Source organism: Mucilaginibacter sp. A5337 (assembly GCF_059690695.1).
This window is the reverse complement of record NZ_JCAWEC010000002.1, coordinates 1121403-1148044: the sequence shown is the minus strand read 5'-3', so window position 1 is coordinate 1148044 and position 26642 is coordinate 1121403. Positions and strand designations below refer to the sequence as shown.

Sequence of the window (26642 nt, the reverse complement as noted above, 5' to 3'; positions counted from 1 at the left end):
AAAAAATCGGACAAAAACTAATTTAAAGTTTTTGTCCGACACAAGGGTAAGTAATAGGGCCCGGACCCTAAAATCAATAATATTATAACGCTTCAGAAACCACTTCAGTAACTTCTGGCACCATACGTTTAAGCAGGTTTTCGATGCCGGCTTTAAGGGTTACGGTTGATGACGGGCAACCGCTGCATGAACCGCGAAGTTCAACAGTTACAACGCCTTCGTTAAATGAACGGTAAGAGATAGCGCCGCCGTCCTGCTCAACAGCCGGGCGAACGTAATCATGCAGGATCTGCTGAATTTTAACTTCAGTTTCAGTACCTTCAAAGTTTCCGACTTCGGCTTCTTCCTCTAACTGGATCTTCAATTCTGATTCGATAGCGCCTTTGACAAACTCTTTCATTATCGGCTCAACATCTGCCCAGTCGCTGCCTTCAGTTTTGGTGATGGTAACAAAGTTGCTGGCAAAGAAAACGCCGTTTACAAACGAAAACTTATAAAGTTCCTTTGCAAAGGGTGAATGTTCGGCACTTTCCTTAGTAGGAAAGTCAACGCTGCCATTGATAAGCAGTTTGTTAACTATGAATTTCATAGTTGCCGGGTTAGGCGTTAATTCTGTATATACGTTGATGTTCATCGTTTCGTGTTTTTATTCAATCTAATTTAACAAATTTAGCTACCTTTTTTATTAAAAACGACCCTAAACTTTGTTATGACATTTCTTTGATGCGAAGATTTAGATGTGCAAATTTCAAATGTGCAGATATGCAAATGATTTTGATTTATTAATGCTTTAATTGCTCATCGATTTGCACATCTGAAATCTGCGCATTTGAAATCTACTAATCTGCACATTTGAAATTTGCACATCTAAATGCCTGTATAATTTAAAGGTGTTATCTTTTTGATCTCTTCTTTAATGGCGTCACTTACATTTAACGTATCAACAAACTCCGCTATTGTGTTGGCGTTGATCTGCTGATTGGTACGGGTAAGGTCTTTCAGTGCTTCGTACGGGTTAGGGTAAGCTTCGCGCCTTAATATAGTTTGGATAGCTTCGGCAACAACCGGCCAGTTAGCTTCCAGGTCGGCATTGATGGCGTCGGTGTTTAATAGCAACTTATTTAATCCCCTTACGGTTGACTTAATGGCAATCAATGTATGCGCAAAAGGCACGCCGATGTTCCTTAACACGGTAGAGTCTGTAAGGTCGCGCTGTAACCTTGATATTGGTAATTTGGCCGCAAGGTGCTCAAATAGTGCATTAGCGATGCCAAGGTTACCTTCAGAGTTTTCAAAATCGATAGGGTTAACCTTATGAGGCATGGCCGATGAACCAACTTCGCCCGCCTTGATTTTTTGTTTAAAGTAGTTCATGGATATGTAAGTCCACATATCGCGGTCAAGATCAATCAGGATATTGTTAATGCGTTTCAAAGCATCGCATTGAGCAGCGAAGTTGTCGTAGTGCTCAATCTGGGTAGTAAACTGTGAGCGTTTAAGACCTAAAATATTGTTCACGAAATTATTGCCGAACGCTTTCCAGTCGATAGCCGGGTAAGCGATATTATGCGCATTAAAGTTACCGGTAGCACCGCCAAACTTGGCCGAATTTGGGATAGGTTTCAGCAACTCAAGCTGAGTTTCCAAACGCTCAACAAAAACCAGGATCTCTTTACCTAAACGGGTAGGTGAAGCCGGCTGGCCATGGGTATGCGCTAACAGCGGAACATTTTCCCAATCTGCGGCAAATGCTTTCAGGATGCTAACCAGGTCTGTAATAGCAGGGTAGTAGCTATTATTTAAAGCCAGTTTAAAGGTATATGGAATAGCAGTGTTATTGATATCTTGTGAGGTAAGGCCAAAGTGAATAAATTCTTTGAACGGCTCCAGACCTAATTTATCAAACTCTTTTTTAATGAAATACTCAACGGCTTTAACGTCATGATTTGTCGTTTTTTCGATCACTTTGATACTTTCAGCGTCATCTTCCGAAAAATTCCTGTAAATATCGCGTAACTTTTCTGATAGATTTTTATCAAATGATTGTAACTGAGGTAGTGGATATTCGGCAAGTGCTATGAAATATTCTATCTCAACAAATACACGATACTTGATAAGTGCATATTCTGAAAAGTATGCGGCAAGTTCGGCGGTGGTGTTTCTATAACGGCCATCAATAGGCGAGATCGCTGAAAGTGAAGTAAGCGTCATATATTAAAAAGAGAGTGGGTAATAATTTTTTGCAAAGGTAAGCATTTTTGAGGTGCCAATGGCAGATTAAAAGCTTCGCAAATAAACCACAGGATAATAAGCATTAATTAAATGGATTTTAAAAATGAACAAGTATTTGTAATAAGAAAGTAAAAATGAATGGAAACTTTTTATTCAAAAAATGTTTCCTTAGTTTTGACCCGGAAAGTCAATGAGTCAAACAGAAAGAATTATTAAAGGCGCCGAAGACCTGTTTTTAACTGCAGGTATTAAAAGTATCACCATGGATGATATTGCCAGGCACCTTGGCATGTCGAAAAAAACGATCTATCAGTTTTTCAGAGACAAAAATGAATTGGTAGTTGCCCTTACAAAACAGAAGTTGAAAGAAGATGAGGATCAAATGAATGATATCATCAGCAAATCAAATAATGTAATTGAAGAGATGATCAACATGACCAAGTGTTCGGAAGAGATCTTTTCAAGGATCAACCCGATTGTTATTCATGATCTGCAAAAGTATCATCCCGAAGCCTGGAACGATTTTCAAAAATTTAAGGCCGAAGTATTGATCCAAAAAATGGAAGAACTTTTAATTAAAGGAATGGGGCAGGGTTACGTTCGTAAGGATATCGACGTAAAGATAATGGCACGGATGAGGGTAAACCAGGTTGAACTGGGTTTCAACACATCCATATTCCCGGTATCGGAGTTTAGTCCATGGAAGGTGCAGGTTCAGTTTTTAGATCATTTTAATTATGGCATTTGTACACTTGAAGGATACAAGCTGCTTAATGAGTATAAGAATATTAATAATGAATAACATGCTGACACACAGTTGTCATTAACAGCATGAAATTTGTATCAGTTTAGATGAAATCAAATCACTCAACCACAACATATATAATGAAATATCTATTTTACACGGCAATGTTACTTTGCGCCATAGCTGTTAAAGGCTACGGGCAGGAGGCTGCGCCTAACACGCAAACGTATAATTTTACGGTTCAGGACTGTGTTAATTATGCTTATGAGCATCAGAATGCAGTTGTAAACTCGGCCCTTGATATTAAAAGTGCAGAGTATAAGGTAAAAGAAACAACAGGGATCGGCTTACCACAAATCAGCGGATCAGCTTCGTTTCAGGATTATCTGAAGATCCCGACCACCTTATTACCGGGCGAATTTTTTGGTGCGCCTGGTACCTTTGTGCCGGTTAAGTTTGGTGTAAAGTACCAATCAAACTTAGGTCTTAGTTTAAACCAGATCCTTTTTAACGGGAGTTACCTCGTTGGTCTAAAGGCTTCAAAAACATACCGTGAGCTTTCACAACGTAGCTATACCCGTTCAAAAATTGAAGCTAATGTTGCTGTTACCAAAGCATATTACCAGGTTTTGGTAAGCGACGAACAAATAAAGCTGTACGATGCCAATATTGCCCAGTTAAAACAACAGGTTGACCAAACGGTAGCACAAAACAAGCAGGGCTTTGTTGAAAAGATTGATGTAGACCGCATTACCGTACAGTACAACAACTTAATAACCAACCGCGAAAATGTAATCCGCTCGCTGGCTTTGAATTATCAAATGCTGAAATTTCAGATGGGGATGCCCGTAGATGAAAATCTTGTGTTGAAAGATAAGCTAAGTGATATCAGTCTTGATAAGAATGTTGCGGAGTTAGCGGTAGATACCGGTTTTTACCATAACCGGATTGAATACTCCTTACAGGAGACTCAGAAGAAACTAAACGAACTCGATCTGCAAAACAAGAAATCAACTTATTTGCCAACATTAAGTGCTAACGGAAGCTACGCAGCATCGTATCAGGATAATAATTTCAGTAAGCTTTATAGCCAGGTTTTTCCTTCAAGTTATATCGGTTTAACGCTTAACGTACCTATTTTCAGTGGCGGGCAAAGGCTAAACCAGGTAAGGCAGGCAAAAATTGAAGTGCAAAAATCAACAAACGACCTCGTAAACCTTAAAAATACGATTAACCTTGATGCTAAGGTGGCAACTGTGTCGTATATTAATGGTTTACAATCGCTTAATAACCAAAAGCGTAACCAGCAGCTTGCACAGGAAGTACTGCGTGTTTCAAAAATAAAATATCAGCAGGGCGTTGGCTCAAGTATTGAAGTTACACAAGCCCAAACCAGTCTTGAGGATGCCGATAACCAATATATACAAGGCCTTTATGAGGCCCTGGTTAGTAAAGTTGACCTTGATAAAGCTTACGGACGAATTAAATAACAACAACACTAAACTCACTATATAACAATGAAAATGAAAAATTTTATATACATACCGTTCCTGGTTTTACTGGCTGCCTGCTCAAGTAAACCCAAAGATAAAAAGGCCGAACTGGCCGACCTGCAAAAACAGCAATCGGATATCAATTCAAAAATAGCGAAACTGCAGGCCGAAATGGGCACTACAGATTCGGTTAAGAGCACTGATGTAAGTGTTACCGAGGTTAAAAACGGAAACTTTACTAACTACGTGCAGATTCAGGGTAAAATAGATGCTCAGGATAACGTTACTGCCTATCCGCAGGCATCAGCGGTTATTACTGCTATTTATGTAAAACCGGGTCAGCATGTAACTAAAGGCCAGGTGTTAGCACAGCTGGATAATAGCGTTATGCAACAAAATATAGCACAGGCAGAAGCACAGGTTAGCTTGAGCCAACAATTGTTTGATCGTCAAAAAAATCTTTGGGATCAGAAAATTGGCACCGAAGTACAATATCTGCAAGCTCAAACCGCATTACAAAGCAATCAGAAAGCTTTGGCTTCCTTAAAAAGGCAATCGGGTTTATACCGCATCATATCGCCAATTAGTGGTACAGTAGATCAAATGGACCTGAAATTGGGGCAGGGTGCCACTCCGGGTCAAACAGGGATCCGTATTGTGAATGCCGATGTTTTAAAAGTTAAGGCTGATGTTCCTGAATCATATGCAAGCAGCGTGAACACTGGTAATGATGTTAAGATATTGATTCCGGATGCAAAGGATTCATTAGTTACTAAAGTAACTTTTGCTGCTAAAGCTATCGACCCAACGTCGCGTAGTTTTGGTGTGGAGGTTAAATTACCTCAGCGCAGCACACTTCGCCCTAACATGACCGCAATTTTAAAAATTGCTGATTATTCAAAAACAAATACCATAGCAGTACCGGTTAAAGCTATACAGAAATCAGAAAACGGCGACCATGTTTTTGTTAATCAAAATGGTATTGCCAAACAGGTAAATGTAAAATCGGGCGTTACCTATGGTGGTCAAACAGAGATATTATCAGGCCTGAAAGCAGGCGACCAGCTGGTTGTTGAAGGTGCAACTGAAATTGAGGATGGCGATAAGATCAAAGTTGTTCAGTCGGCCAATTAGTTATTAACCAATTGATCTGTTCATTATGAAAGATGTAAAAAAAGAATTTGGCCCTTCAAGCTGGGCCATTGATAACAAAACAGCCATCTATGTGCTCATGTTCCTGATCACAGCACTTGGCTTGATAAGTTATAACCGCCTGCCAAAGGAAAACTTTCCGGATATAGCGCAATCAAAGGTATTTATACAAACAACCTATGCCGGGCAGTCTCCACAAAATATTGAGAACCTGGTGACTCGACAAATTGAAAAGCAATTGAAGTCGTTAAAAGGCTTAAAAAAGGTGACCTCAAACTCGGTACAGAATGTTTCCATTATTACGGCCGAATTTCAAGCCAACATTAATATTAAGGATGCAAAAATCGATGTAAAGGACGCAGTCGATAAGGCTAAGCAGGATCTGCCCCAAAATGACGATAACCTTAAGGAACCGGTAATATCCGATATTAATGTTGCCGATTTGCCCATCTTATACATCAATATATCAGGTAATTATGATCTTAAGAGGCTCAAGGAGTATGCTGATGTTTTAAAAGACGAAATAGAAGGTTACAAGGAAATATCTAAAGTTGATGAGGTAGGTGCTTTAACTCCCGAAATACAGGTAAACGTTGATCTTAATAAAATGGCTGCTACCCAAATAAGCTTCGGTGATATTATTAAAGCCATTGGGGATGAAAATATTCTTTCGTCGGCAGGTACAGTTAAAACGGATGGAATACGTCGCAGTATCGATATCAAGCAGGATTTTAAAAATGCAGATGAGGTAGCTGCTATGGCAATCCGTAACCCAAAAGGCCAAACAATTTATTTGAGGGACATAGCTGAGATAAAAGACTCATTTTTAGAACAGGAAAGTTATGCAAGGTTAAAAACTAATGATAACCCCAACTTTAAGAACGTAATTACCCTCAACGTAAGTAAAAGAGCGGGAGAGAACCTGATAGAGGCATCGGATAAGATCAATGAGTTGATCAAACTTAAACAGAAAACGGTTTTTCCTAAAGGATTAGATATTGTTGTAACGGGAGATCAGTCAGACAAAACACGTACAACTCTGAATGACCTCATCAATACTATAGTTATCGGCTTCCTTTTGGTTACCGTTATCCTGATGTTTTTCATGGGCACAACCAACGCTATTTTCGTGGCGCTATCTGTGCCTTTATCGTGCTTTATCGCTTTCCTGGTAATGCCGGCCATCGGATTCACCCTCAATATGATTGTGTTATTTTCGTTCCTGCTGGCGTTAGGTATTGTGGTGGATGATGCTATTGTGGTTATTGAAAATACCCATCGTATTTTTGCTAACGGAAAAGTACCTATTAAGGAAGCTGCAAAAATGGCTGCAGGCGAAGTGTTCTTACCGGTATTTTCAGGTACAATGACTACTTTGGCGCCGTTTATACCATTGGCTTTCTGGAATAGTTTGATAGGCCATTTTATGTTCTTCCTGCCTATTACGCTGATTATAACACTGCTGGCATCGCTGGTTGTAGCTTATATCTTTAATCCGGTATTTGCGGTTGACTTTATGAGACCCCATCATGATGGCGAACATGATAATCCTAAGTTTGACAGGCCAACAAAAAGGGCTATGATATTTTTGGCGATAGCTGCAGTTATCGGTTACCTGATGAACGTTGGGGTTGGTAACCTGATAGTGCTGATCATGGTATTATACCTGATCAACCACTTCTTCCTGTTGCGGGTTATTGACAGGTTTCAGAAAAATGCCTGGCCTAAATTTCAAAACTGGTATGCAAAATGGCTTGAGCGTGCGGTACACCGTCCGGTTATAGTTTTACTGGGAACCATTGGCTTATTCGTTTTTGCTATCTTCTTTATGGCTGTGCGAGGTAAAACACCGGAGTTTTTCCCATCTGGTGATCCTAACTTTGCCTATGTATATATTACCTTGCCTATAGGTACCGATCAAGCTTATACGAATGAAGTTACCCGGCAAATAGAAAAGCGTGTTGCTCAGGTTGTTGAACCAGATAAGGATGTAGTATCGTCGGTAATCTCAAACGTGACTAAAGGCGTAACCGATCCTACCGATGAAGATCAGGGTGATTATGAAAATAAAGGCAAGGTTACTGTTGCCTTTGTAGAATTTGGCAAACGTAACGGTAAGGATACTAAAAAAGTATTAGCCAATATCCGCGCGGCGGTACAAGGTATTCCAGGGGCAAAAATAGCAGTAGCTCAGGAAAACAGCGGTCCGCCCGTACAAAAGGATATCAGTATAGAGATAGTTGGCGACAATCTTGACACTCTTGTTGCCACGGGTAATCGACTAAAAAGTTACCTCGCAAAGCAAAACATCGCTGGTATTGAAAACCTTATTGCCGACGTACAAAGCGATAAGCCGGAAATTGTTTTCGATGTAAATCGTGAACGAGCAAATCGCGAGGGCATAAGTTCATCACAGGTAAATCAATCATTGGGGGCAGCTATATTTGGTGCTAAAGCTGCAGATTTCAGAAATACCAAGGAAGATGATTATCAAATAAAAGTACGTGCTTTAGAGAGTCAACGAAGCGATATTGATGCATTGCGAAACATAAAAATCACTTATCGTGATATGGCAATGAACGGAACAATACGCCAGGTTCCTATCTCAGCTTTTACTGACGTGCGTTACACAACGACTTACAGCAATATCAAGCGTAAACAGCAACGCAGAGTATTGACACTGGGTTCAAATGTTATTAAGCCTAATAACCCTAATGAGGTTAATGCCAATATTTTGAAAGCTATAAACAACTTCAAAAAGCCGGATAATGTTATCATAAGGCAGGGCGGTGGTCAGGAAGACCAAATGGAAGCCATGACTTTCCTGCTTTCTGCTCTTGGCGTGTCATTCGGGCTTATCCTCATTATTTTAATGATCCAGTTTAACTCTATTGGCAAAACGCTTATTATTATCAGCGAGATACTCTTCAGTATTATTGGTGTGTTGCTGGGTGTTACCGTATTTGGCATGACCATGTCTATCGTAATGACTGGTATCGGTATCATTGCACTCGCCGGCGTGGTTGTTCGTAACGGGATCTTATTAGTTGAGTTTACCGATATGCTGTTGGAGCAGGGCGTAAGCATCCATGATGCCGTGGTTGAAGCCGGCCATACCCGTATGACTCCGGTACTCCTTACCGCAACAGCTGCTATTTTAGGTTTAATACCGCTGGCAGTTGGTTTCAATATTGATTTCGTGGGCTTGTTTACCCGTTTTGAACCGCATATCCACTTTGGTGGTGATAACGTTGCTTTCTGGGGGCCGCTGGCCTGGACAATGATCTTCGGTTTAGGTTTCGCTACCATTATTACATTGATCCTTGTGCCGTGTTTATACCTGATCCGTTATAACCTTAAGGCAAGGTTATTTGGTAAAAAATCGGTTGAAGTTAAGCATGCCGCAGTATTAGAAACAGAAGCAGTTTAAGAAAAAACTGTTTAGTTAAAAAAACGGCCGTGCTAATACAGTACGGTCGTTTTTGCATTATAGATTTTTAATCAGAAACATCATAGGATATTTAGAGTTATTTAAGCATACGTTTTGAAACAAAATGAAAGCATTAAAACCACTTTGGCCAGTAATTGGCCTGGGCACGTTAGCTGGTATGCGCACCTTGTCTGCGCCGGTTATGACCACTCATATCTTAAGTCGTCATCCATCAAAAAAATTGGATAAATCGCCGTTACGGTTTATCCAATCGCCTACGATAGCTGCCGTTTTGAAGATCTTATCTGTCACTGAGCTTATCGCGGATAAATTGCCTTCAACGCCAAACAGGATAGAGCCAGCCGGTATAGCAGGCAGATGCTTATCCGGTGCTTTGGCTGGTGCAAGTATTTATAAATCAGTTGTAGGAAAATGGTTAACCGGTGCATTGATTGGAGGAGCGACAGCAATAGCGGCTACCTACGGAAGCTACTATTTACGCAAAAACATAGTTAAAGCCAATCACATTGCCGATCCATGGATAGGCGCGGCTGAAGATGCTTTGGTAATAGGGGTGGGTATCGGTCTAAATAAGTTGGTTTAAGAAGCAGGGGCGGGTTGAATATATTTTTCAAGCTCGCCCAGGTTGCTGAATTCATTACGTGAGCGTGGAAGGCTATTGGGATAATTCTTTTGGATAAAGGTTATCAGATTTTCACGAATATAACAACGAAGGTCGAATGCGTTTGATGAGGTACTTGAGCTCATTAGTACCCTGATTTCAATAACATGCTCCCGTACGTCCGTTACCTGTACTACCTTAACCCGCTTATCCCAAAGGTTTGATTTTACGATCAACCGCTCAAATTCTTCGCGTATGGCATCAACGGGAACGGTATGGTCCATGTATAAAAACACGGTGCCCAGGATGTCTGCCGATGTACGCGTCCAGTTTTGAAAAGGTTTTTGGATAAAATAATTGATTGGCAGTATCAGTCTTCGTTCATCCCAGATCTTTAAAACCACATAGGTAAGCGTAATCTCTTCCACGCGGCCCCATTCGCCCTCAACTACCAAAACATCATCAATACGGATAGGCTGGGTAAACGCTATCTGAAAGCCTGCAAGCAGGTTACCTAAAGAGTTTTGCGCAGCAAAGCCAACTATAATACCGCCAATACCAACACCAGTAAGCAGGCCTGTGCCTATCTTACGCATACTTTCAAAACTAAGCAGGATAATGGCTATGGTCAAAAAAATGATAGTTACTATAATGATCTTACGGATGAACTGGATCTGCGTTCGCACTTTGCGCTCTTTCAGGTTGTCAACCTTGTTAAGGTCATAAGTATGATAAATATAATCTTCCAGGATTCGCACCGAACGCACAATTAAGCCTGCAAATGATATGGTAAGCAAAATTTCAATTATTTTATCAAGTGGCTGATAATAAAGCTTGTTCATCCGCATTAGCGGCGAAAATAAATTGAGTAGAAATAAGGGTATAAAATAAGCCACCGCCGGCCCCAGGTTTACAATTATTGACCGCAATATGGAATAATCTGTGTCTTTGCGTTGAGCGTAAATCCTGAACAACCTGGTTATAATAAATTTAGTGAAAAGGCCAATAAGTATTGCCGAAGCGATAATGACCAGGTTCCAGGCAAAGGAGGGGATCCGTTGCGAAAACTCAAGCAAGTCAGGCGGTAATCTGTTTTCTATATCCATAATCACAGAACTTGTTTACCCTATAAAATAGTCAGAATGTAAAATTGTTTTAGCAAATGCCCCATCACCGGGTGTTGCTACATTTATTTAATGAATTTTTGATAGTTTTGTTAAAAAAGTCAGGAAATCGATTGTGTTGACTTTATTTGTTTACCTGTTTTTAGAAAAATTTTTCACATGGCAGCAGCGAATGACCAGCAGGATATTAAAAGGGAGAAAATTTTAGAGGCCTCGCATCAGCGCTTTTTACATTACGGTTATTCAAAAACTACTATGAATGAAATAGCCGGCGATCTTTCTATGTCAAAGGCCCTGCTGTACTATTATTTCCCTGATAAAAGTCAGTTGTACATTGCCGTAATGCGCAAGCTTGCTACTGATTATCTTAAAACACTCGAAAACAGGTTAAATAGCTTTACCAATTTAAAAGAAGCTTTCACGTTCCAGGTAAATACCCATCACGAGTTCATCGTTAATAATTACAACTTTTTTGATTTTTTCAGGCTTAACGAGCAAAATCTCCCCGAAGCCATCTGGGAGATAGTTGGCGAAGTACGTGGCGCTGAATTGGGCCTGTTGAGCAATGCTATTAAAACAGAAGTTGAAAAAGGAGCTATAAAACCCGTTGAAAACCCCGATGAGATTGTTGACGTATTGATGGATGCCTTACATGGCATTAGGGTGGGATCCATATCCCAAAAGAAAACAAACTTCCCCCGTAAGGAACATCTTGAAGAAATCCATACAAAAAAACTCCTTCTGCTCGATATTTTTATCAAAGGGTTAACTGCCTAAAGTCATCTGAAAGTATAAATGGTCTGTACTGTCAGTTAGCCGTCAAATGAACTGTCTGTTGAGTGCTGTAGCTCCTATTTATGGGTACATTTGTACTTATAAATAGTTTAATAGCCAGGTAATTACCTTCCTGTTCAAATTATTTATAAATACTTCTTTTTTAAGAGGTGATTGTTTTAGAGTGATTTAGCCTGCGTAGCTTTTTGCCGCGCGGGCTTTTTATATATTGATATTTGTGTTAATATCAATGTTGCCAACCAGTATTTTATGAACCGGGCAGGCATTTGCTATTTTAAGCAACCTGCCCCGTTGCTCGTCATCGACTTCGCCCTTAAAGCTTAGCTTGGTTTCTATGCGTGTGCCGCTTAAAGTTTTATACATCTCAATATCAGCTTTGATTTCTTCTATCGGCCACATTTTCCGATCGATGTACATGCGCAGGGTAATAACCGTACAGCTTGCGAGACTCGCCAGTAATAAACTAAATGGGTTCATGCCGGTGTTGGTGCCATTGGCTTTCAATGGTTCGTCGGTGATAAGGCCATGCCCGCCGCTGTTAACTACTGTTTGATATTGGGTACGCCCTATAAATGCGGTGGCACTTTCTATCAGCTCAAGTCCAGTTTCTTCCATAAGGCTTATAGTGGTGTATTGTTATTAGTCTTTAGTCATAAGTGCTAAGTTCAGAAAGGCGGGGGGGCCGGGCTTTTGACTTCCGGCTCAATACTTCTGACTTTGTCTATTCAGCTGTTTCGTTAATGTCTACCAAAGCCCAGTTCTTTTTTAAGTATCTAGGGCCTCCATTATATCTCAGGATCACTTCAAAATTGGTACGGTTTGTTTCCCCTCTGCTGCCTCTTGAAAGCACGTACGATTTAATGATGAAAACCGAATCGGCTTTTTTTCCAAACTGGTATTTATCGTCAGGAAAAGAGATGTTACCGTTACGGATGGTTGGTGTTACAAATTCCTTGGCAATTTTATAAGCATCATCAGCATTGGGCATTTTACTAAATGACAATACTTCGGGTACTCCACCCGATGTGGCAAATTTGGCCATGACAAATATGAATATTATGCCGGCAACAACTATGGCATACACGCCTTTCATAGCACGCTTTTTTTTAAGGTGCTTTTCCTTAAGATAAGTTTGAGTCATTAGTTTATAAAGGGTGCGATAAAATTAGTAATTAATTTGATGAATAAAGCAAGCCCCCTTTTTAAGCGGTAATTACGGCTGATGGCCAAAGAATAAGTAAGCGATAAAGATAGCCGCAATAACACCAGCCAAATCGGCAATAAGTCCTGCCGGGATGGCATAGCGTGATTTTTTAATACCCACCGAACCAAAGTATAAAGCCACAATATAAAACGTGGTATCAGCTGAACCGTTAAAGATCCCGGCAAGCCGGCCTGCAAATTTGTCGACACCGAAATTTTGCATTACGGTTATCATCATGCCCTTTGATCCTGATCCGCTAAGAGGTTTCAGGTACGCTACCGGCATAGCGTCAACAAAACGGGTATCCAAATTAAACTGAACGCAAACCCAGCGTAATCCTTCGTTCATATAATCAAGCGCGCCACAACTCCTGAACACGCTTATCCCCACCAGCATCGCTACCAGATAGGGGATTATTTTTACAGACGTTTCAAAGCCGCCTTTGGCACCCTCTACAAAAACTTCAAATACATTTACCTTTTTTATAAGTCCGCCGACTATAAATATCACCGGAATGGTAAACAGCATCACATTGCTGATAACGGATGATACCGTGCTGATCTGCTCTTTGGTAAGCTGGGTAGTAAAATACCATACAACTAATGTAATAAAAGCAGTAACCCCGCCAAGCCAACCAATAATTACCCTGTCAAAAAGGTTGATCTTTTGTTTGATGGCCACGGCTATAAGGCCAACTACTGTGGCTACATAGGTAGCGATGATACAAGGTAAAAATACTTCGGCCGGGTCTTTTGAGTTTAGGATGGCCCTTTGCGCGATGATGGTAACAGGTAATAATTGTAAGCCCGATGTGTGCAGCACCAGGAACATGATCTGGGCATTTGATGCCGTTTCTTTATCTGGATTAAGCTCTTGCAGGCTGCCCATAGCTTTTAAGCCGAGTGGGGTTGCAGCATTATCAAGCCCCATTAAATTGGCCGAAAAGTTCATCATCATCTGGCCGGTAGCAGGGTGATCTTTGGGTACATCGGGGAATAAACGACTAAAGAAAGGCCTTACTATTCGGGACAAAAAATTGATAGCCCCTGCTTTTTCGCCGATATTCAAAATACCAAGCCAGAACGCCATCGAACCTATCAGCGGCAACGCAATATCCATTACTGATGACTTGGACGAATTAAACAATCCTTCAACCAATAATTTGAAAGCTTCTGTATCGCCAAAAAAAACTAATTTTATGAGTGAAACTACAAATGCAATTACAAAAAAAGCTATCCAGATATAGTTAAGCGCCATAGTAATGTTTAAGGCTTTGAAGTTAGTGCTTTTGTTGTTTAATATGAAATGCTGATATTTTTATACAACTACCAATGAACGAGGTAACCAACAAACTCACCGGAATTATAGATAAAGTAAGGGAACTAAAATACCATGATATTGACTGGGCTTATAAAGCCTCTCCTGCTAAGTGGTCAAAGAAAGAGGTGATTGGGCATTTGATTGACAGCGCCCAAATTAACTTGCAACGTTTTGTACGCTGTACTTATGAAGAAAACTTCAGGCTTACCTATAACCAGGTTGAATGGGTTGTTGCCGCCCGTTATCAGGACGGCAATATTAACGAGCTGATTGAACTTTGGACTTTATTGAATCGGCAGATTGTACGGGTTTTAGAGAATTATCCCGCCGACAGGTTAGGTGCACGTTGCGATAATAGTAAACAGGAACCCAACCTCCAAACCGTTGAGTGGCTTGCTGCCGACTATGTTGATCACATGCTGCATCACCTAAAAGATATATTGTAATGGCGGGCTATTCAGGTACTCCATTGGCAAAAAAGCTTGGCATAAAGACAGGAACAAAGCTTATGGTTGTAAATGCACCCGGCCGTTATCCTGATCTGTTTACGGACTTGCCAACAGATGTTTATTTCACAGATGATCTTTCGCTTGAAAATGATGTGATCCATTTCTTTAGTAAAAGTGCTGATGAATACCGCGTGAATCTGCCCGAACTAATGAAACAAATAAAGCAGGATGGCATGATCTGGGTTTCCTGGCCAAAAAAGGCTTCAAAAGTAGTTACGGATATCACAGAAGACCTGATCAGAAATTTCGCACTGCAGATTGGCCTGGTTGATGTTAAGGTTTGTGCCGTTGATGAAGTTTGGTCGGGGTTAAAATTGGTTATCCCGGTTAAAGACAGAAAATATATGATGTAGGTCATTTTTGGTTAAACAACCGTAGTGTGTTTCAGCATAAGCGTACAATTGTATAACTTAGCACAATAATACCTGATAATATGGCTCAGATTAATTTAAAACGTGTACATGGCGATTTTGGCTTTGAAGCTGTTGACGCCAACGGGCACACCGTAAAAATGGACAGCAGTCCGGAAAGTGGCGGCCAGGACTTTGGGATCCGCCCAATGCAGATGCTTTTAATGGGCCTTGCCGGTTGCTCGGCAATTGACGTGATCAGTATCCTGAAAAAGCAACGCCAGGAAATAACCGATTACAAAATGGTGGTTAACGGCGAACGTGAAGCAGGTAAAGAGCCTTCATTGTGGGAGGATGTGGATATTGAATTCCATATCTACGGCAATGTTGACGAGGACAAAGCTGTACGTGCTGCCGAACTTTCTATTAACAAATACTGCTCAGTTGCTGCAACACTTGCAAAAGCCGGTGCAGAAATTAAGTGGAATGTAATTGTTCACCCTGCTGAATAATAGATTCATTACTTATTAAAATATCAAATGGCGGAACAGGAAGTCCCTATTAAAACAGTTCACCTGTTCCCCCTTTTGGACCAAAAGCTGATAGAACTGCTCAAGTCATTATCAGCCGACGACTGGAATAAACCTACATTAGCAAAGCTTTGGACGGTAAAAGATATTGCCGCTCATTTGCTTGATGGTAACATCCGGGTTATCTCTTCCGCTCATCAATTCGCCGGAGATCCTCCGCCCAATCCCATTAATAGCTATCGCGATTTAGTAGATTTTCTGAATGGATTAAACGCCACCTGGGTAAAAGCCATGAGGCGTGTGAGTCCTCAACTGCTTATCGAACTTTTGGAAACAACCGGTAAACAATACAGCGAGATCATGGAAGCTGCTGACTTGTTTGCACCTTCGCCATTTTCAGTAGCCTGGGCAGGTGAAGATGAATCGGTTAATTGGTTTCATATTGCCCGCGAATACACCGAAAAATTTCATCACCAACAGCAAATCCGCGAAGCTGTAGGTAAACAGGGTATTATCACAGCCCAATTGTTTTACCCCTGTGTTGATACTTTTATGTGCGGATTACCTCATGCTTACCGCACGGTGATAGCCAATACAGGTGCGCTTATACAAATAACAATAACCGGAGAGGCAGGAGGGAGCTGGCACTTGCTTAAAACAGCAGAAGGATGGACGTTAACCAAAGAAGCTGCTGGTCTTGCACCGGATACAATCATTACTTTATCGCCTGATATTGCCTGGAAAGTATTTACTAAAGGTATTGATCCGCAAACAGCACTGGAAGCCTCTCATATCAGCGGAAATATTAACCTTGGCGAAAATCTGTTCAACATGGTTGCCGTGATGGCTTAACAACTATTTTGTTTATTTACCCTTTCTCTGTACAAAACTGTATTCTTTTTTACTCATTAACCATTTGGTACAAAAAGTTAGAAAATTGCTGTTTGTTGCCTTTTTAAATGAGCCTGGACTGCGTCATAAAAACACGGGTGATTTACTTAGTTAATCAACGGTTTATATTAAATTTCCGCTCTGTTTTTTCGATTTGTTTTTGACTTGTTTACGGTAGGGTGTTCATGTTGCCAAATGCCCGTGGCATCAATGTTGAATTACCCGGTGTACGTTTTTCTTGAATGTTAAACGTATAATTAAACTTATAAATATGAAAACAAATCTAAAAAAAGCCTCACTACTTCTTACCGGAGTTATGATAGGCAGTAAATTATTAGCCCAATCGGCAGATACTTCAGCTACAGCAAGAGATTATGTAAAACCATTTTCGGGTGGCGACCAACTACGTACATGGTCAATAGGTGTACACGGCGGTTTATTAACCCCATTTACCATATTCGGCCGTAATAGCAGGCAGGACTTTACAAACCCAACCGAACAGTTCGGCTACGGTGGTTACATCAAAAAACAAATATTACCGTCATTAGGCCTACAGGCCGACTTCCTTCGTGGTAAATTAACTTCATCAAATAGCCAACCTAATGCCGCAGGCGTTTCTCCCTATGATTCTTACTCTACTAAATTTAACTGGTCGGCGGCATTAAGTGCTAACATTACCCTGGCCAACATCAACTGGCGACATGAAAAACCATTTATCCAGCCTTACTTAACCGCCGGCTTAGGTAATTTGAACTACACGCCAAGAATTACACCAGTTGGCGGGCAACAAGAAAACTTTAAGAAAACCGATAACGGACATATTAATGAGCTGTTTATACCGGTTGGTTTAGGCTTGAAGTTTGACCTTGCACCTGGTATAAATCTTGATTTGGGTTACCAGGTTAACTTTGTACAGTCAGATAACCTTGACGGTTACAACCATGGTTTAGGCGACGATAAGTTTTCTTATGCACACATTGGTTTAGAGTTTGCCCTTGGCAGCAAGAAAAAACACCAGATGGCAACTCATAACCCGGTATCATCAATGCGTACCGAGTATCAATGGGAAAACCAGCGTACCCGTGCCGAACTGCAACAGCAAATTGATGCGGAGAAAGCTAAAAATGCTCAGCTTGCAAGCGACCTTGCCACAACCAATGCCAACTTAGCTAAGTTAACTACCGATAGCGATGGCGACGGTGTTGTGGATGTGAACGATAAATGCCCTAACACGCCAGCTGGTCAAAAGGTTGATGGTTCTGGCTGTCCTTTAGCTAAACCGGTTGTTTATGTCACCGAAGAAGATAAAAAAGTAGTTAAAGACGCCATCAAAAACCTTGAGTTTGATTTGGGCAAAGCCACTATCCGCGCACATTCATACCCAAGCCTGGATAGGGTAGCACAGTTGCTGGTTGATAAAAACTTTAGCCTGAAACTTGCGGGCCATACTGATAACACAGGTTCGGCTGATTTGAACATGCGTTTATCAAAAGATCGTGCCGAATCGGTTAAATCATACCTGGCAAGTAAAGGTGCAAATCCTTCACGTATCGAGGCAACCGGTTATGGTCAAACCCAGCCAATTGCTACAAACAAAACTGCAGCAGGCCGTCAGGCTAACCGCAGGGTTGAGTTTACCTTATATTAATATTTATTGTTAATATGCCATAACTACAAAGGCCGCTCATGTGAGTGGCCTTTGTAGTTATATAATCGGCTAACCTGACTTTGTCATTAGGCTTCAAAGTGTAATATACGGATAACCGGTCTGTTTCCATTTGCCAACGGCATTAAACGGCAGCCTTATTTAATATCAGTGTAATTTAAAATAAGTTATTTAAAAGATTGATCAATATGCGCGTTTATTGCAACAAGTGGTAAACAGTATGGGGCTTTTAGTTAGAGGTTAAGGGTTGTAGTCTGTCAGTAATTAATGTCAATATTAAACTGACTTTTTAATGACGTTTTTAATTATAAATTAAAAACAGCCCCTGCCGTCGCTTGTTCATCCTTATATATCTATTAGCTATGAAAGCAATCTTAGTGATTCACAACCTTAAAAAAGAAAGTAATTATGCACTTACCTACGCCGGTAATTTAGGAGTAAAATTAAAAACTAAAGTAATTGTCATGAATATGGTGCCGGAGCAGTTCACCGTTCAATTATCTGATACTGCTGTTCAGGACACGTTTGAAAGTGACGACTTTGGGTTTAAAGATCAAAAAACCACTGAAAATATAGTTTTCCTTAGTTACCTGGACACGCTTGGAATGTCACTTCACGCCATTATAGCTAAGTATGATATCGGTTTAATAATAAAGGGCGTTAGCGGAACTGCTAAGGAAATCAATGAGCAACTTACACCAATTTTAAATCATTCATCCTGCCCTTTGCTTGCCGTACCTGAACACGCTACCTTTAATATCACCAATATCGGGTACCTTGCCGATCTTCGTTACGCCAAAAAGGACATTGTAAGCTTTTTAAATAAAATGAGCGAAGCGATGGGTGTACAGGCTTCACTTTTTAATGTTACCGAATCGGGATTGCCCCACATGAGTGATAGCTATGCGGAAACTGTGTTCAGGCAATTGTTTTCAAACTCAAATCTGAACCTCGTGAACATCATGGAGCGGGACATTATGAAAACTGTAGATGTGTTAGCCAATGTAATGCAGGTTGATTTTTTTGTGTTGAGTAACCGCAGTTCGCAATTAAACGGCCTTTGGGATTGGGAGAATATGGAAAATGAAGAACATGCCCATTTGCCCGCCTTGATATTTCCTTGTTAATCAACAAAAAAAGGGGAAAGATACGAGCGATATCTTTCCCTTCACGAATATTAAAATCGGCATTTTATAAAACGTAAGTACCGTTTGCTTTCAAAATTTTGCTGAAAAACAAAAGATGCCCGGGCAATGCGTTTTGCCAAAACTCCCAGGTATGCCCTCCAGGTTGTTCACTGTAATCATGCGGTGTATGGTTGTAAACAAGCCTACGATGTAGCTCGCGGTTGGGTTCAAGCAAAAAATCGTCAACACCGATATTAATAACCAAAGGTAATCCGTTTCTCCTGATCTGATCGGCCATGTTCACTACCGAATATTGCAGGTAAGTATCCGGCGTCATAGGTCCCCAAATCTTATCAAGCATTTTGGTAAGCATTTCAAACCTGTCGGGAGGAAGTTTCCAGGTAGTCATGTTTGGGTCGAGTGCCCCGCTCATGCTTCCCGCTGCAGCAAAAAGGTCCGGATGCTTTGTTGAGAGGTACAATGAACCATAGCCACCCATGGATAAACCTGTTATAAGCCTGCCTTTTTTATCGTTAATAGTGCGGTATTTATTATCAATAAAAGGGATCACCTCCCTGGTAATATAAGTTTCAAACTTGCTGTTGGGGTCAACGGGGCTGTCAACATAGTAACTAAAGATTTCGCCTTCGGGCATTACAATGATGATGTTGTATTGATCGGCAAGATCTTTCACCAATGATTTATCCGGCGTTTTTTGCAACCAGTCGTCAAAGTGGCCATATCCTCCATGCAGCAGGTATAATACCGGGAAATTCGCTTTGCTTTTTGCATAGGTTTTAGGAAAAGCAATGGCCGCTTTGTAGCTTTTGTTCATGGCCATACTTGGGATCAGTACTGTATCAACCTTTGCTGCAAATACCCATATGCAGCAAAATAACAGCGCAAATGTTAAAGCTATTCTTTTCATATCATTAAGGCTTAGGGGCGGCCGCTACTATTTTTAATAATTCATCATCCGGATGGTTTTTAACTACGCACTGGTTATCCAATATCATGGTTGCTCCATTTTCTGCAGCATAAGCAGGCCATTTAGGCAACGACGGTGTATTGGGGTTACCGGTTTTAGCAAAGTTTATCCATGCGCTGCTTATTTTGTCGGCAAGGGCATAAGCGTCCTTACCGCCGCCGGTCATTTCCTGGCAACGTGCTATGTTATTAAACTGGAAAGCAATATCCATACAGTGCATAGCCTTGTACATACCGCCATTTACAGGCGACTGCCACGTAAACAGGTACATATAAACGGGTGCCGCGCCACTTACAGCTTTTTCGTCGGCTTGCTTAATGGCTAATGAACGGAAATTAAACTCAATATCAGTGTATTCTGAAGGTTTCGAGATAGTAGGATAGGCTTTTTTAGCAGCAGCGATGTAAGCATCGGTTTTATCGCCGTATTTTTTTTGTAAGCTGGCTTTTAACTCTTCCATGGTTTGGCTTTTTGGGCCGGGGATGAATGGAGCAAACTCGTTTTTGGTTGTACCTACAAGCAGCGGAACATTTTTGGACAGTTCTTTGGCAGCGGGATCAGATGGTTGATATGGCAAAAAATCACCATCTAAAGCAGGGCCCCAGCCATTTATACCCTTACCTTCTTTTCTTAGCTCGGCGGATACTTTACGCATGGCTTTTTTACCAGCCTCGTTCAGCACATCATATGGCAATTTTTGAAGGGAGTCAATCTGCGACGGCTGCAAGTGAAGTTCTTCCAGTAGTGCAGCAGCAACTTTTTGAGTAACCGGTTTTTCGTTAAATGCGGTTATGTAACTGCCGCTTTCAACAATGGCATTTTTAAACAGGCCTTTTACTGATGGCGCGTTCATTAAACTGGTAACCTTACCACCACCGCCAGACTGGCCGAAGATAGTTACATTATCAGGATCGCCGCCAAACTGGGCTATGTTTAGTTTAACCCATTCTAAAGCCAGTTTCAAATCAAGCAGGCCGGCATTTGCTGAACCTTTATATTTATCGCCATAGGCCGATAGATCCAAAAAGCCCAGGATATTTAACCGGTGGTTTACGGATACCAATACCACATCTCCTTTTTTAGCCAGGTTTTCACCATCATATGATGGAAGTTCAATTGATGAACCAGCAGTGAAACCACCGCCATGCAGCCAAACCATTACCGGGCGCTTTTTGCCGTCGTTTAGTTTCTGAGTCCATACATTGAGTGATTGGCAATGTTCATTTGAATACCCCAGGTCATGCTGAAAGGCAAATTCAAACTCGTCATTAATAGTTGTGGTAGGGTCGGTGGGGCAAACCGGGCCGTATGCTTTTGAGCTGCGTACATCCGTCCATGGGGTTGGTTTTTCGGGTGCCATGAAACGCTCGGCTTTAGCATAGGGGATACCTTTAAATGTAAAAATGCCATTGTGAAGATAGCCTTTTACTTTTCCGCTTTCGGTTGATGTTACGGCTACATCATTTCCGGCAACAACTGGTTCGTTGCCGCTTTGACAAAACGCCGTTACGGGTAAAAAGCAAACGAGTAAAAGCAGCATCAGGGTACTGTTTTTTTTCATAATTGTATTTGGTTAAATTGGTTTAAAGCAATATATCCCTGCACTTTTGAGGGATAAGGAAGAAGAAATATTGCAGATCAATAACCTCCTGTTTGACGACGTTATTGATTTACTATTGTGTAAATATAACACAATGGGTTTGCCAAATACAATTTATATCATACTTTTTACTTTCAGAAATTTTTGGCTAAATAAAGGGGCTTGTCCGGGTTTTCATAAGCCGTACCCATCCTTATATCGTTGCATAGAAGCTTTAAATATCTCCATTGCATTACCCTCAATGTCCTGGTTCTCAAATGCACCGTACACAGTGTCAAAATTAAGCCTGGACGCTTTCTGGTATGCTTTGGCAAATTCGTCTTTAGTGAGCAATATAATATTAGGATAGCTGTACATGATGGCCATATGCCGTTTGCTGCGGGCTATATTAAAGGTATCCCCACAAAGCAGAGTTCCGTTGGGCGTTATGCCTGTAATATGCAACACACAGCTGCCGGCAAAATGTCCGCCGATGTGCACTATACTTAGTCCATCCCAAAGCTGCAAGCTGTCACCACTCCATAATTTAACGTGCGGGATTATAAATGGCACCCATTCCGCGTCATTTTGATGAATGTAGATTGGGCAATTAAATTCAGTTGCCCAGTCATTCATATTGCTATAATAATGCGGGTGTGAAAACGCGATAGCTTTTAACCCACCTTTAGACCGGATAAAATCTATTGTAGGTTTATCTAAATAAGGGATGCAATCCCATAAAATATTACCTCCCGGCGAGATCAATAGCAATGCCCTTTGGGCTATAGCAAAATCAGGCTGTATTTTAAGAGCATATACATGCTCATTTAGTTGTGTTATTTTAATATTGCAATGCTCAAGTTCATTAGGTAGCGTCCATTGCTGGCCACTTTCCGGAATGTACTGGCGGTCATCGGTGCAGATCGGGCAAAACGAAGGTATCTCCGGCTCTGCTAAAAGTTGTGTGCCGCATGTACTGCATATGGTAGTTTTGCTCATTTTATTGGTAGTTGTCATAAGTATTGTTTTACAAGACGGATTTATATCCTGTAAGCTATTTTAGCCAAAGCTTTGATCTGTTTTAATTCAGAAACAGCGCTCAAATGATCGGGCTTATCGATGTTTTCATTTATGTTGATCACCGATGTTTTGAATTTAAGTTTTCCGTATTTTGAAAGATTAACAAGCAATACGCTAAATAAAATTACAATCAGACCTAAAACCTGAACCGCCGAAATACTTTCATGTGCAAAGCAAACACCAAGCAGCACAGCGATAACCGGGTTTACATATGAATGGGTACTCACCTGCGTTGCCGGCCTCACCTGCAATAACCAAACATAAGCGGTGAATGCTCCGATTGATCCGAATATGATCAGGTATACGATAGCCATCCACGATTGCATTGGGACGGCGGCAAGGTCAAATTCCTTAAATTCCTGATGGATAAATGCTGCCGGTACAAAGGCCAACCCTGCAATGATCATTTGCCATGATGTATTTACCCTTGCCGGAGCAGTGCCCCCGCGTTTTTTAGAATACAATGAACCTGCCGACCATGCTATGGGGCCAGCCAACAGCAACAATGAGCCGGTAAATTGGGCATGGTCTATAGTACTGGTGATTGATTTCAGGAAAGCTTCGCCAAACAGTAGTAAAATCCCTGCAAAGCCTATAATAAGGCCAAATATGGTTGATTTGTTTTTCAGGTTTATGCGCCAGTTAGCTCTATCCAATATAATAAACCAAATCGGATTTACAGAAACCATAATGGCAACCATTGCGCTGGGAATATTACGTTCAACCCAAATCACTATGCCTGTTGCTACAAACAAGGTTAATAGTCCGCAGATGCCGGAAGTAATGATATCACGCTTAGCAAATACTTTATCACCTTTAATATAGCACCAGCCGAGCAATAACATGCCGGCGGTAAAAAAACGTAGGGCACCCATCAACATAGGAGGAAAGCCCCGCACAGCCATTTGTATAAAGAAATAGGTTGAGCCCCATACCACATATACAATAGCAAAAGCTACTATAACTAAAATCGGTGATGCTTTGGTAATTGTTGTAGTTGTCATGATGCTTATTTATTTAAGACGTCTGTACCTTTTAGTTGGGTTTGTGTCTGGTAGTTTGCCAGCTTTTTGTTTACGGCGCGTGAAGCAAACCAGCTATCTAAACTCCAGGGATATTGAGTTGCTCCTGCCAGCAGAAAACTTGCGGCGCTTAGCGTAAAAACTGAATATCCCAATGGTGATTCGATGCCAAAAGAAATTGCCATCGCGATAGCAAAACATAAACTCAATATGCCGCTGCCTATAGCCGCCATGCGGGTGAATAGGCCCAGGATCAGTAATAATCCAAATCCACCCTCGCCAATTGTAGCGATTGTTCCCAGCGGATTTACCATACCTTCGGGCAGAAAGCTCATTACCTGTTTGGCGTAAGCAATAAAATGTTTCCAGTCGCCCCAGCCAACATGGGGGTACCCGTTTGGCCCAAATAAACCAAGACGATCGGCTACTTCCCAAAGGTAGCTTGCCCCAATAGCTAACCTCAGGTATATGGATGATAATTTTTGATTGATATGCATAGCTTTTATTTTTTTGATGATCAAAAATACCATGGATTTGGACTATACTTGTAGTCCAGAATGTAGATTAAAGATAGTCCAGTATGATGCTCATCGAAAGTTTATTAAGCGTAGATAAAAGCAGCCAGGTGCCTGTTTACCTGCAAATTAGCAACGGTATTATCAGCTATATCAGGCAGGGGACTTTAAAGCCGGGATCTGCGCTTCCTGCCAGCCGGGCGTTGTCGGCGTCATTAAACGTTCATCGCAAAACGGTAGTAGCTGCTTACGACGAGCTTTACGCGCAAAGCTGGGTTGATGTAATACCGCGTAAAGGCATTTATGTAGCTAAAAACCTGCCCGATGTTGCGCCGCGGCCTATCGAAAAAGCAGTTCTGAAACATAGCCTGGCAAATAAAACATCCTTTAAAGTTGATGACGACAGGATCAACCCGCAACGAATGTTTGCAGCAATGCCCGATGGTAATCTCACTTTTACAGAAGGTTTTCCTGATACCCGTATCGCACCTGTCGATTTAATGGTGAGGGAATACAGGCGCATGGCCAACTACCATTTTACACATAAATACCTGATGTACGGGCCGGAACAAGGTTCGGAAAACTTAAGGAATGAACTCGCCCGCTTTTTAGGTGAAACCCGTGGATTGCACGTAACACCCAACGATATCTTGATAACTAAGGGTGTTCAGATGGCGCTTTATCTTTGTGCCCAGGTACTGATCAATAAAAATGATATCGTAATTGTAGGCGATCCCGGTTACAGTGGCGCCAACGAAGTGTTTGAACAGGCGGGTGCGCAACTGGCTTTTGTACCGGTGGATGAGCATGGCATTGATATTAATGCTGTTGAGGCTATTTGTAAAGTGAAAAAAGTGCGGATGCTGTACGTGGTGCCGCATCATCATCAGCCTACTACGGTAACCCTGAGTTCAGAAAGGCGAATGCATTTGCTTGAACTGGCAGCTAAATACCAGTTTGCTATTATTGAAGACGATTACGATTTTGATTTTCACTATACCAGCGGGCCAATTTTACCATTGGCCAGTGCCGATTATTATGGTAACGTAATATACGTGGGCTCATTTTGTAAAACTATTGCGCCGGGCATCCGCATTGGCTTTATGGTTGCGCCTCCTAATTTTTTAATGCAGGCAACCCGTTTACGCCGGCTGATTGACCGGCAGGGAGAGCATCTGCTTGAAGAAGCTATGGCAAGCCTGTTAAAGAATGGTGATATTGGCCGCCACCTGAAAAAGGCTAACAAGCTGTATCACGAACGGCGCGACATTCTTTGTAACTTGTTGGAGGAGCAATTAGGCGGGTATCTTACATTTAAAATACCGAGCGGCGGTTTTGCCATCTGGGTTGAATATCTTCATGATCTGGACACTGCTCTTGTTTCGGCAAAAGCCAATGAACTGGGATTATCCATAGGGGCGGGGCATGACTATTATTACGATAAAACATTCAAACATAGCTTTGTGCGCATAGGTTTTGCCGCTTTAAATGAAAGGGAGATGCTGGAGGCGGTAGGTATCTGGAAAAAGGCCATCCTTAAATGCCTTCCTATTGATCAGAGTTTGGCATAGGGGGTAAAAGCTTTAATTTGAATAGTTTTAGGGATGTTCATGTCATGCTTTGTCAGTGTGTGTCATGTTTTTAAGCTGATGGTTTTCTGCCAAAATTTGTATTTGTCATGCTGGTGACAAATTGTCGGTTATTTTTTTTCAAATTGCTAAGCCATAAATTATTCGAAATTAAGGATGGTGTTTTTTTACAAAAAAATGTTTGGGGGCTGATTTTTTACATCGTAAAGCGGTCTGTGAAAATAGCCTGCGAAATAAATTTCTCTAAAAATAAATTCCTGTCGGTTTAGCTGTTTTTAGAAAAATAATCTAATGAAAAACAGTTAATCAGATTTTTATATCCCAATTAGGCCCTCTTTTTCTAATCCTTAAGGTGAAATTTGAATTAAAATTTAGAAAACCTCTGTTTTTGGACGCGATTTTTAAGAAAAGTCAATTTTAAAAAATGACGTTTTGGGTCTAAACTGTTGATTTTTAGGGGCGATTTTTTAATGGCATATTTTTAGCCTAACCCCTGCCAGGAATGATACAATTGTTCTTGCATCCCTGCCACAGCATGCCTGTAGGAACGGTTGTAATTCCTTAAAACATTGTTAGTTCAGTAATTAAAACATTAAAAAAATTAAAGTTATGTTAACCGTATTAGAAGTTGCCCTTTTCTTAGCTGTTATTATCGTTCCGTTAACTCCTGCAAGAAAAA

24 protein-coding genes are annotated in these 26642 nt (G+C 41.1%); 13 read left to right on the top strand and 11 right to left on the bottom strand.

Translation table 11 applies throughout. The annotated features are described in order from the left end of the window. Positions 1-82: 82 nt before the first annotated feature. Positions 83-634, bottom strand: coding sequence for a NifU family protein (locus AC59JO_RS09505; RefSeq protein ID WP_413667711.1), 552 nt, complete (start codon positions 632-634; stop codon positions 83-85). Positions 635-867: 233 nt separating this feature from the next. Further along, positions 868-2211, bottom strand: coding sequence for an adenylosuccinate lyase (gene purB, locus AC59JO_RS09500; RefSeq protein WP_497304926.1), 1344 nt, complete (start codon positions 2209-2211; stop codon positions 868-870). A 211-nt stretch (positions 2212-2422) separates the two neighbouring features. Between purB and AC59JO_RS09495 the strand changes: the two genes are divergently transcribed. From AC59JO_RS09495 to AC59JO_RS09475, 5 genes are all read left to right on the top strand, one after another. Next, positions 2423-3034 (top strand): TetR/AcrR family transcriptional regulator, encoded by a 612-nt coding sequence (locus tag AC59JO_RS09495; protein WP_413667713.1) that lies wholly within the window; start codon positions 2423-2425, stop codon positions 3032-3034. 83 nt (positions 3035-3117) lie between these two features. After that, entirely contained in the window at positions 3118-4467 is a 1350-nt protein-coding gene (locus AC59JO_RS09490) for a TolC family protein (protein ID WP_497304924.1), read from the top strand. Positions 4468-4500: 33 nt separating this feature from the next. Then, positions 4501-5604: an efflux RND transporter periplasmic adaptor subunit gene (locus AC59JO_RS09485; RefSeq protein WP_413667715.1), complete on the top strand. Its 1104-nt coding sequence runs from the start codon at positions 4501-4503 to the stop codon at positions 5602-5604. Between the two features lie 25 nt (positions 5605-5629). Beyond that, complete coding sequence (locus tag AC59JO_RS09480; protein WP_413667716.1) at positions 5630-9052, top strand: efflux RND transporter permease subunit; 3423 nt, start codon at positions 5630-5632, stop codon at positions 9050-9052. 124 nt (positions 9053-9176) lie between these two features. Beyond that, the gene (locus AC59JO_RS09475) at positions 9177-9656 is read left to right on the top strand and encodes a DUF4126 family protein (RefSeq protein WP_497304921.1); all 480 of its coding nucleotides are present in this window, start codon (positions 9177-9179) and stop codon (positions 9654-9656) included. Here the strand turns inward: AC59JO_RS09475 and AC59JO_RS09470 are convergent. Beyond that, a complete protein-coding gene (locus AC59JO_RS09470) occupies positions 9653-10780 on the bottom strand; it encodes a mechanosensitive ion channel family protein (protein WP_497304919.1) in 1128 nt (375 codons plus the stop codon). The genes AC59JO_RS09475 and AC59JO_RS09470 overlap by 4 nt on opposite strands. 177 nt (positions 10781-10957) lie before the next feature. Here AC59JO_RS09470 and AC59JO_RS09465 point away from each other — a divergent pair, with 177 nt between their 5' ends. Beyond that, the gene (locus tag AC59JO_RS09465) at positions 10958-11575 is read left to right on the top strand and encodes a TetR/AcrR family transcriptional regulator (RefSeq protein WP_091221535.1); all 618 of its coding nucleotides are present in this window, start codon (positions 10958-10960) and stop codon (positions 11573-11575) included. A 219-nt stretch (positions 11576-11794) separates the two neighbouring features. On the opposite strand, the gene AC59JO_RS09460 is transcribed toward AC59JO_RS09465, so the two are convergent. The 3 genes from AC59JO_RS09460 to AC59JO_RS09450 form a co-directional block, all read right to left on the bottom strand. Further along, positions 11795-12208 carry an OsmC family protein gene (locus AC59JO_RS09460; RefSeq protein WP_413667719.1) on the bottom strand — a complete coding sequence of 138 codons (414 nt, stop codon included), beginning with the start codon at positions 12206-12208 and terminating at the stop codon, positions 11795-11797. Between the two features lie 106 nt (positions 12209-12314). Continuing rightward, on the bottom strand, positions 12315-12734 hold the full coding sequence (locus AC59JO_RS09455; protein ID WP_091221526.1) for a hypothetical protein: 420 nt from the start codon (positions 12732-12734) through the stop codon (positions 12315-12317). Between the two features lie 72 nt (positions 12735-12806). Continuing rightward, a complete protein-coding gene (locus AC59JO_RS09450; RefSeq protein ID WP_413667720.1) occupies positions 12807-14054 on the bottom strand; it encodes a nucleoside recognition domain-containing protein in 1248 nt (415 codons plus the stop codon). 74 nt (positions 14055-14128) lie between these two features. Between AC59JO_RS09450 and AC59JO_RS09445 the strand changes: the two genes are divergently transcribed. The 6 genes from AC59JO_RS09445 (at position 14129) to AC59JO_RS09420 (ending at position 19190) form a co-directional block, all read left to right on the top strand. Beyond that, entirely contained in the window at positions 14129-14563 is a 435-nt protein-coding gene (locus tag AC59JO_RS09445) for a DinB family protein (RefSeq protein WP_413667721.1), read from the top strand. Continuing rightward, positions 14563-14979, top strand: coding sequence for a DUF3052 domain-containing protein (locus AC59JO_RS09440; RefSeq protein ID WP_413667722.1), 417 nt, complete (start codon positions 14563-14565; stop codon positions 14977-14979). Before AC59JO_RS09445 ends, AC59JO_RS09440 begins: the two co-directional genes overlap by 1 nt. Positions 14980-15059: 80 nt before the next feature. After that, on the top strand, positions 15060-15488 hold the full coding sequence (locus AC59JO_RS09435) for an OsmC family protein (RefSeq protein ID WP_497304915.1): 429 nt from the start codon (positions 15060-15062) through the stop codon (positions 15486-15488). 27 nt (positions 15489-15515) lie between these two features. Further along, positions 15516-16358, top strand: coding sequence for a maleylpyruvate isomerase N-terminal domain-containing protein (locus tag AC59JO_RS09430; protein WP_497304913.1), 843 nt, complete (start codon positions 15516-15518; stop codon positions 16356-16358). A 310-nt stretch (positions 16359-16668) separates the two neighbouring features. After that, positions 16669-18045, top strand: a complete 1377-nt coding sequence (locus AC59JO_RS09425; RefSeq protein ID WP_497304911.1) for an OmpA family protein — start codon at positions 16669-16671, stop codon at positions 18043-18045. 380 nt (positions 18046-18425) lie between these two features. Then, entirely contained in the window at positions 18426-19190 is a 765-nt protein-coding gene (locus AC59JO_RS09420; protein ID WP_497304910.1) for a hypothetical protein, read from the top strand. A gap of 64 nt (positions 19191-19254) precedes the next feature. On the opposite strand, the gene AC59JO_RS09415 is transcribed toward AC59JO_RS09420, so the two are convergent. The 5 genes from AC59JO_RS09415 to AC59JO_RS09395 all read right to left on the bottom strand — a co-directional run bounded on the left by AC59JO_RS09415 (position 19255) and on the right by AC59JO_RS09395 (position 24356). Next, entirely contained in the window at positions 19255-20118 is an 864-nt protein-coding gene (locus AC59JO_RS09415; protein ID WP_497304908.1) for an alpha/beta hydrolase, read from the bottom strand. A 4-nt stretch (positions 20119-20122) separates the two neighbouring features. After that, positions 20123-21739 (bottom strand): carboxylesterase/lipase family protein, encoded by a 1617-nt coding sequence (locus AC59JO_RS09410; RefSeq protein ID WP_497304906.1) that lies wholly within the window; start codon positions 21737-21739, stop codon positions 20123-20125. A 213-nt stretch (positions 21740-21952) separates the two neighbouring features. Further along, a complete protein-coding gene (locus AC59JO_RS09405) occupies positions 21953-22774 on the bottom strand; it encodes an MBL fold metallo-hydrolase (RefSeq protein ID WP_413667729.1) in 822 nt (273 codons plus the stop codon). A gap of 23 nt (positions 22775-22797) precedes the next feature. Further along, positions 22798-23841 (bottom strand): EamA family transporter, encoded by a 1044-nt coding sequence (locus AC59JO_RS09400; protein ID WP_497304904.1) that lies wholly within the window; start codon positions 23839-23841, stop codon positions 22798-22800. A 5-nt stretch (positions 23842-23846) separates the two neighbouring features. Beyond that, positions 23847-24356: a TQO small subunit DoxD gene (locus AC59JO_RS09395; RefSeq protein ID WP_497304902.1), complete on the bottom strand. Its 510-nt coding sequence runs from the start codon at positions 24354-24356 to the stop codon at positions 23847-23849. A gap of 83 nt (positions 24357-24439) precedes the next feature. On the opposite strand from AC59JO_RS09395, the gene pdxR reads away from it, so the two are divergent. Then, a complete protein-coding gene (gene pdxR / locus AC59JO_RS09390; protein ID WP_413667732.1) occupies positions 24440-25945 on the top strand; it encodes a MocR-like pyridoxine biosynthesis transcription factor PdxR in 1506 nt (501 codons plus the stop codon). Positions 25946-26642: the final 697 nt, after the last annotated feature.

Coding starts and splice junctions, on each gene's coding strand:
- AC59JO_RS09505 (WP_413667711.1), bottom strand. CDS start 634: ATGAACATCAACGTATATACAGAATTAACGCCTAACCCGGCAACTATG.
- purB (WP_497304926.1), bottom strand. CDS start 2,211: ATGACGCTTACTTCACTTTCAGCGATCTCGCCTATTGATGGCCGTTAT.
- AC59JO_RS09495 (WP_413667713.1), top strand. CDS start 2,423: ATGAGTCAAACAGAAAGAATTATTAAAGGCGCCGAAGACCTGTTTTTA.
- AC59JO_RS09490 (WP_497304924.1), top strand. CDS start 3,118: ATGAAATATCTATTTTACACGGCAATGTTACTTTGCGCCATAGCTGTT.
- AC59JO_RS09485 (WP_413667715.1), top strand. CDS start 4,501: ATGAAAAATTTTATATACATACCGTTCCTGGTTTTACTGGCTGCCTGC.
- AC59JO_RS09480 (WP_413667716.1), top strand. CDS start 5,630: ATGAAAGATGTAAAAAAAGAATTTGGCCCTTCAAGCTGGGCCATTGAT.
- AC59JO_RS09475 (WP_497304921.1), top strand. CDS start 9,177: ATGAAAGCATTAAAACCACTTTGGCCAGTAATTGGCCTGGGCACGTTA.
- AC59JO_RS09470 (WP_497304919.1), bottom strand. CDS start 10,780: ATGGATATAGAAAACAGATTACCGCCTGACTTGCTTGAGTTTTCGCAA.
- AC59JO_RS09465 (WP_091221535.1), top strand. CDS start 10,958: ATGGCAGCAGCGAATGACCAGCAGGATATTAAAAGGGAGAAAATTTTA.
- AC59JO_RS09460 (WP_413667719.1), bottom strand. CDS start 12,208: ATGGAAGAAACTGGACTTGAGCTGATAGAAAGTGCCACCGCATTTATA.
- AC59JO_RS09455 (WP_091221526.1), bottom strand. CDS start 12,734: ATGACTCAAACTTATCTTAAGGAAAAGCACCTTAAAAAAAAGCGTGCT.
- AC59JO_RS09450 (WP_413667720.1), bottom strand. CDS start 14,054: ATGGCGCTTAACTATATCTGGATAGCTTTTTTTGTAATTGCATTTGTA.
- AC59JO_RS09445 (WP_413667721.1), top strand. CDS start 14,129: ATGAACGAGGTAACCAACAAACTCACCGGAATTATAGATAAAGTAAGG.
- AC59JO_RS09440 (WP_413667722.1), top strand. CDS start 14,563: ATGGCGGGCTATTCAGGTACTCCATTGGCAAAAAAGCTTGGCATAAAG.
- AC59JO_RS09435 (WP_497304915.1), top strand. CDS start 15,060: ATGGCTCAGATTAATTTAAAACGTGTACATGGCGATTTTGGCTTTGAA.
- AC59JO_RS09430 (WP_497304913.1), top strand. CDS start 15,516: ATGGCGGAACAGGAAGTCCCTATTAAAACAGTTCACCTGTTCCCCCTT.
- AC59JO_RS09425 (WP_497304911.1), top strand. CDS start 16,669: ATGAAAACAAATCTAAAAAAAGCCTCACTACTTCTTACCGGAGTTATG.
- AC59JO_RS09420 (WP_497304910.1), top strand. CDS start 18,426: ATGAAAGCAATCTTAGTGATTCACAACCTTAAAAAAGAAAGTAATTAT.
- AC59JO_RS09415 (WP_497304908.1), bottom strand. CDS start 20,118: ATGAAAAGAATAGCTTTAACATTTGCGCTGTTATTTTGCTGCATATGG.
- AC59JO_RS09410 (WP_497304906.1), bottom strand. CDS start 21,739: ATGAAAAAAAACAGTACCCTGATGCTGCTTTTACTCGTTTGCTTTTTA.
- AC59JO_RS09405 (WP_413667729.1), bottom strand. CDS start 22,774: ATGACAACTACCAATAAAATGAGCAAAACTACCATATGCAGTACATGC.
- AC59JO_RS09400 (WP_497304904.1), bottom strand. CDS start 23,841: ATGACAACTACAACAATTACCAAAGCATCACCGATTTTAGTTATAGTA.
- AC59JO_RS09395 (WP_497304902.1), bottom strand. CDS start 24,356: ATGCATATCAATCAAAAATTATCATCCATATACCTGAGGTTAGCTATT.
- pdxR (WP_413667732.1), top strand. CDS start 24,440: ATGATGCTCATCGAAAGTTTATTAAGCGTAGATAAAAGCAGCCAGGTG.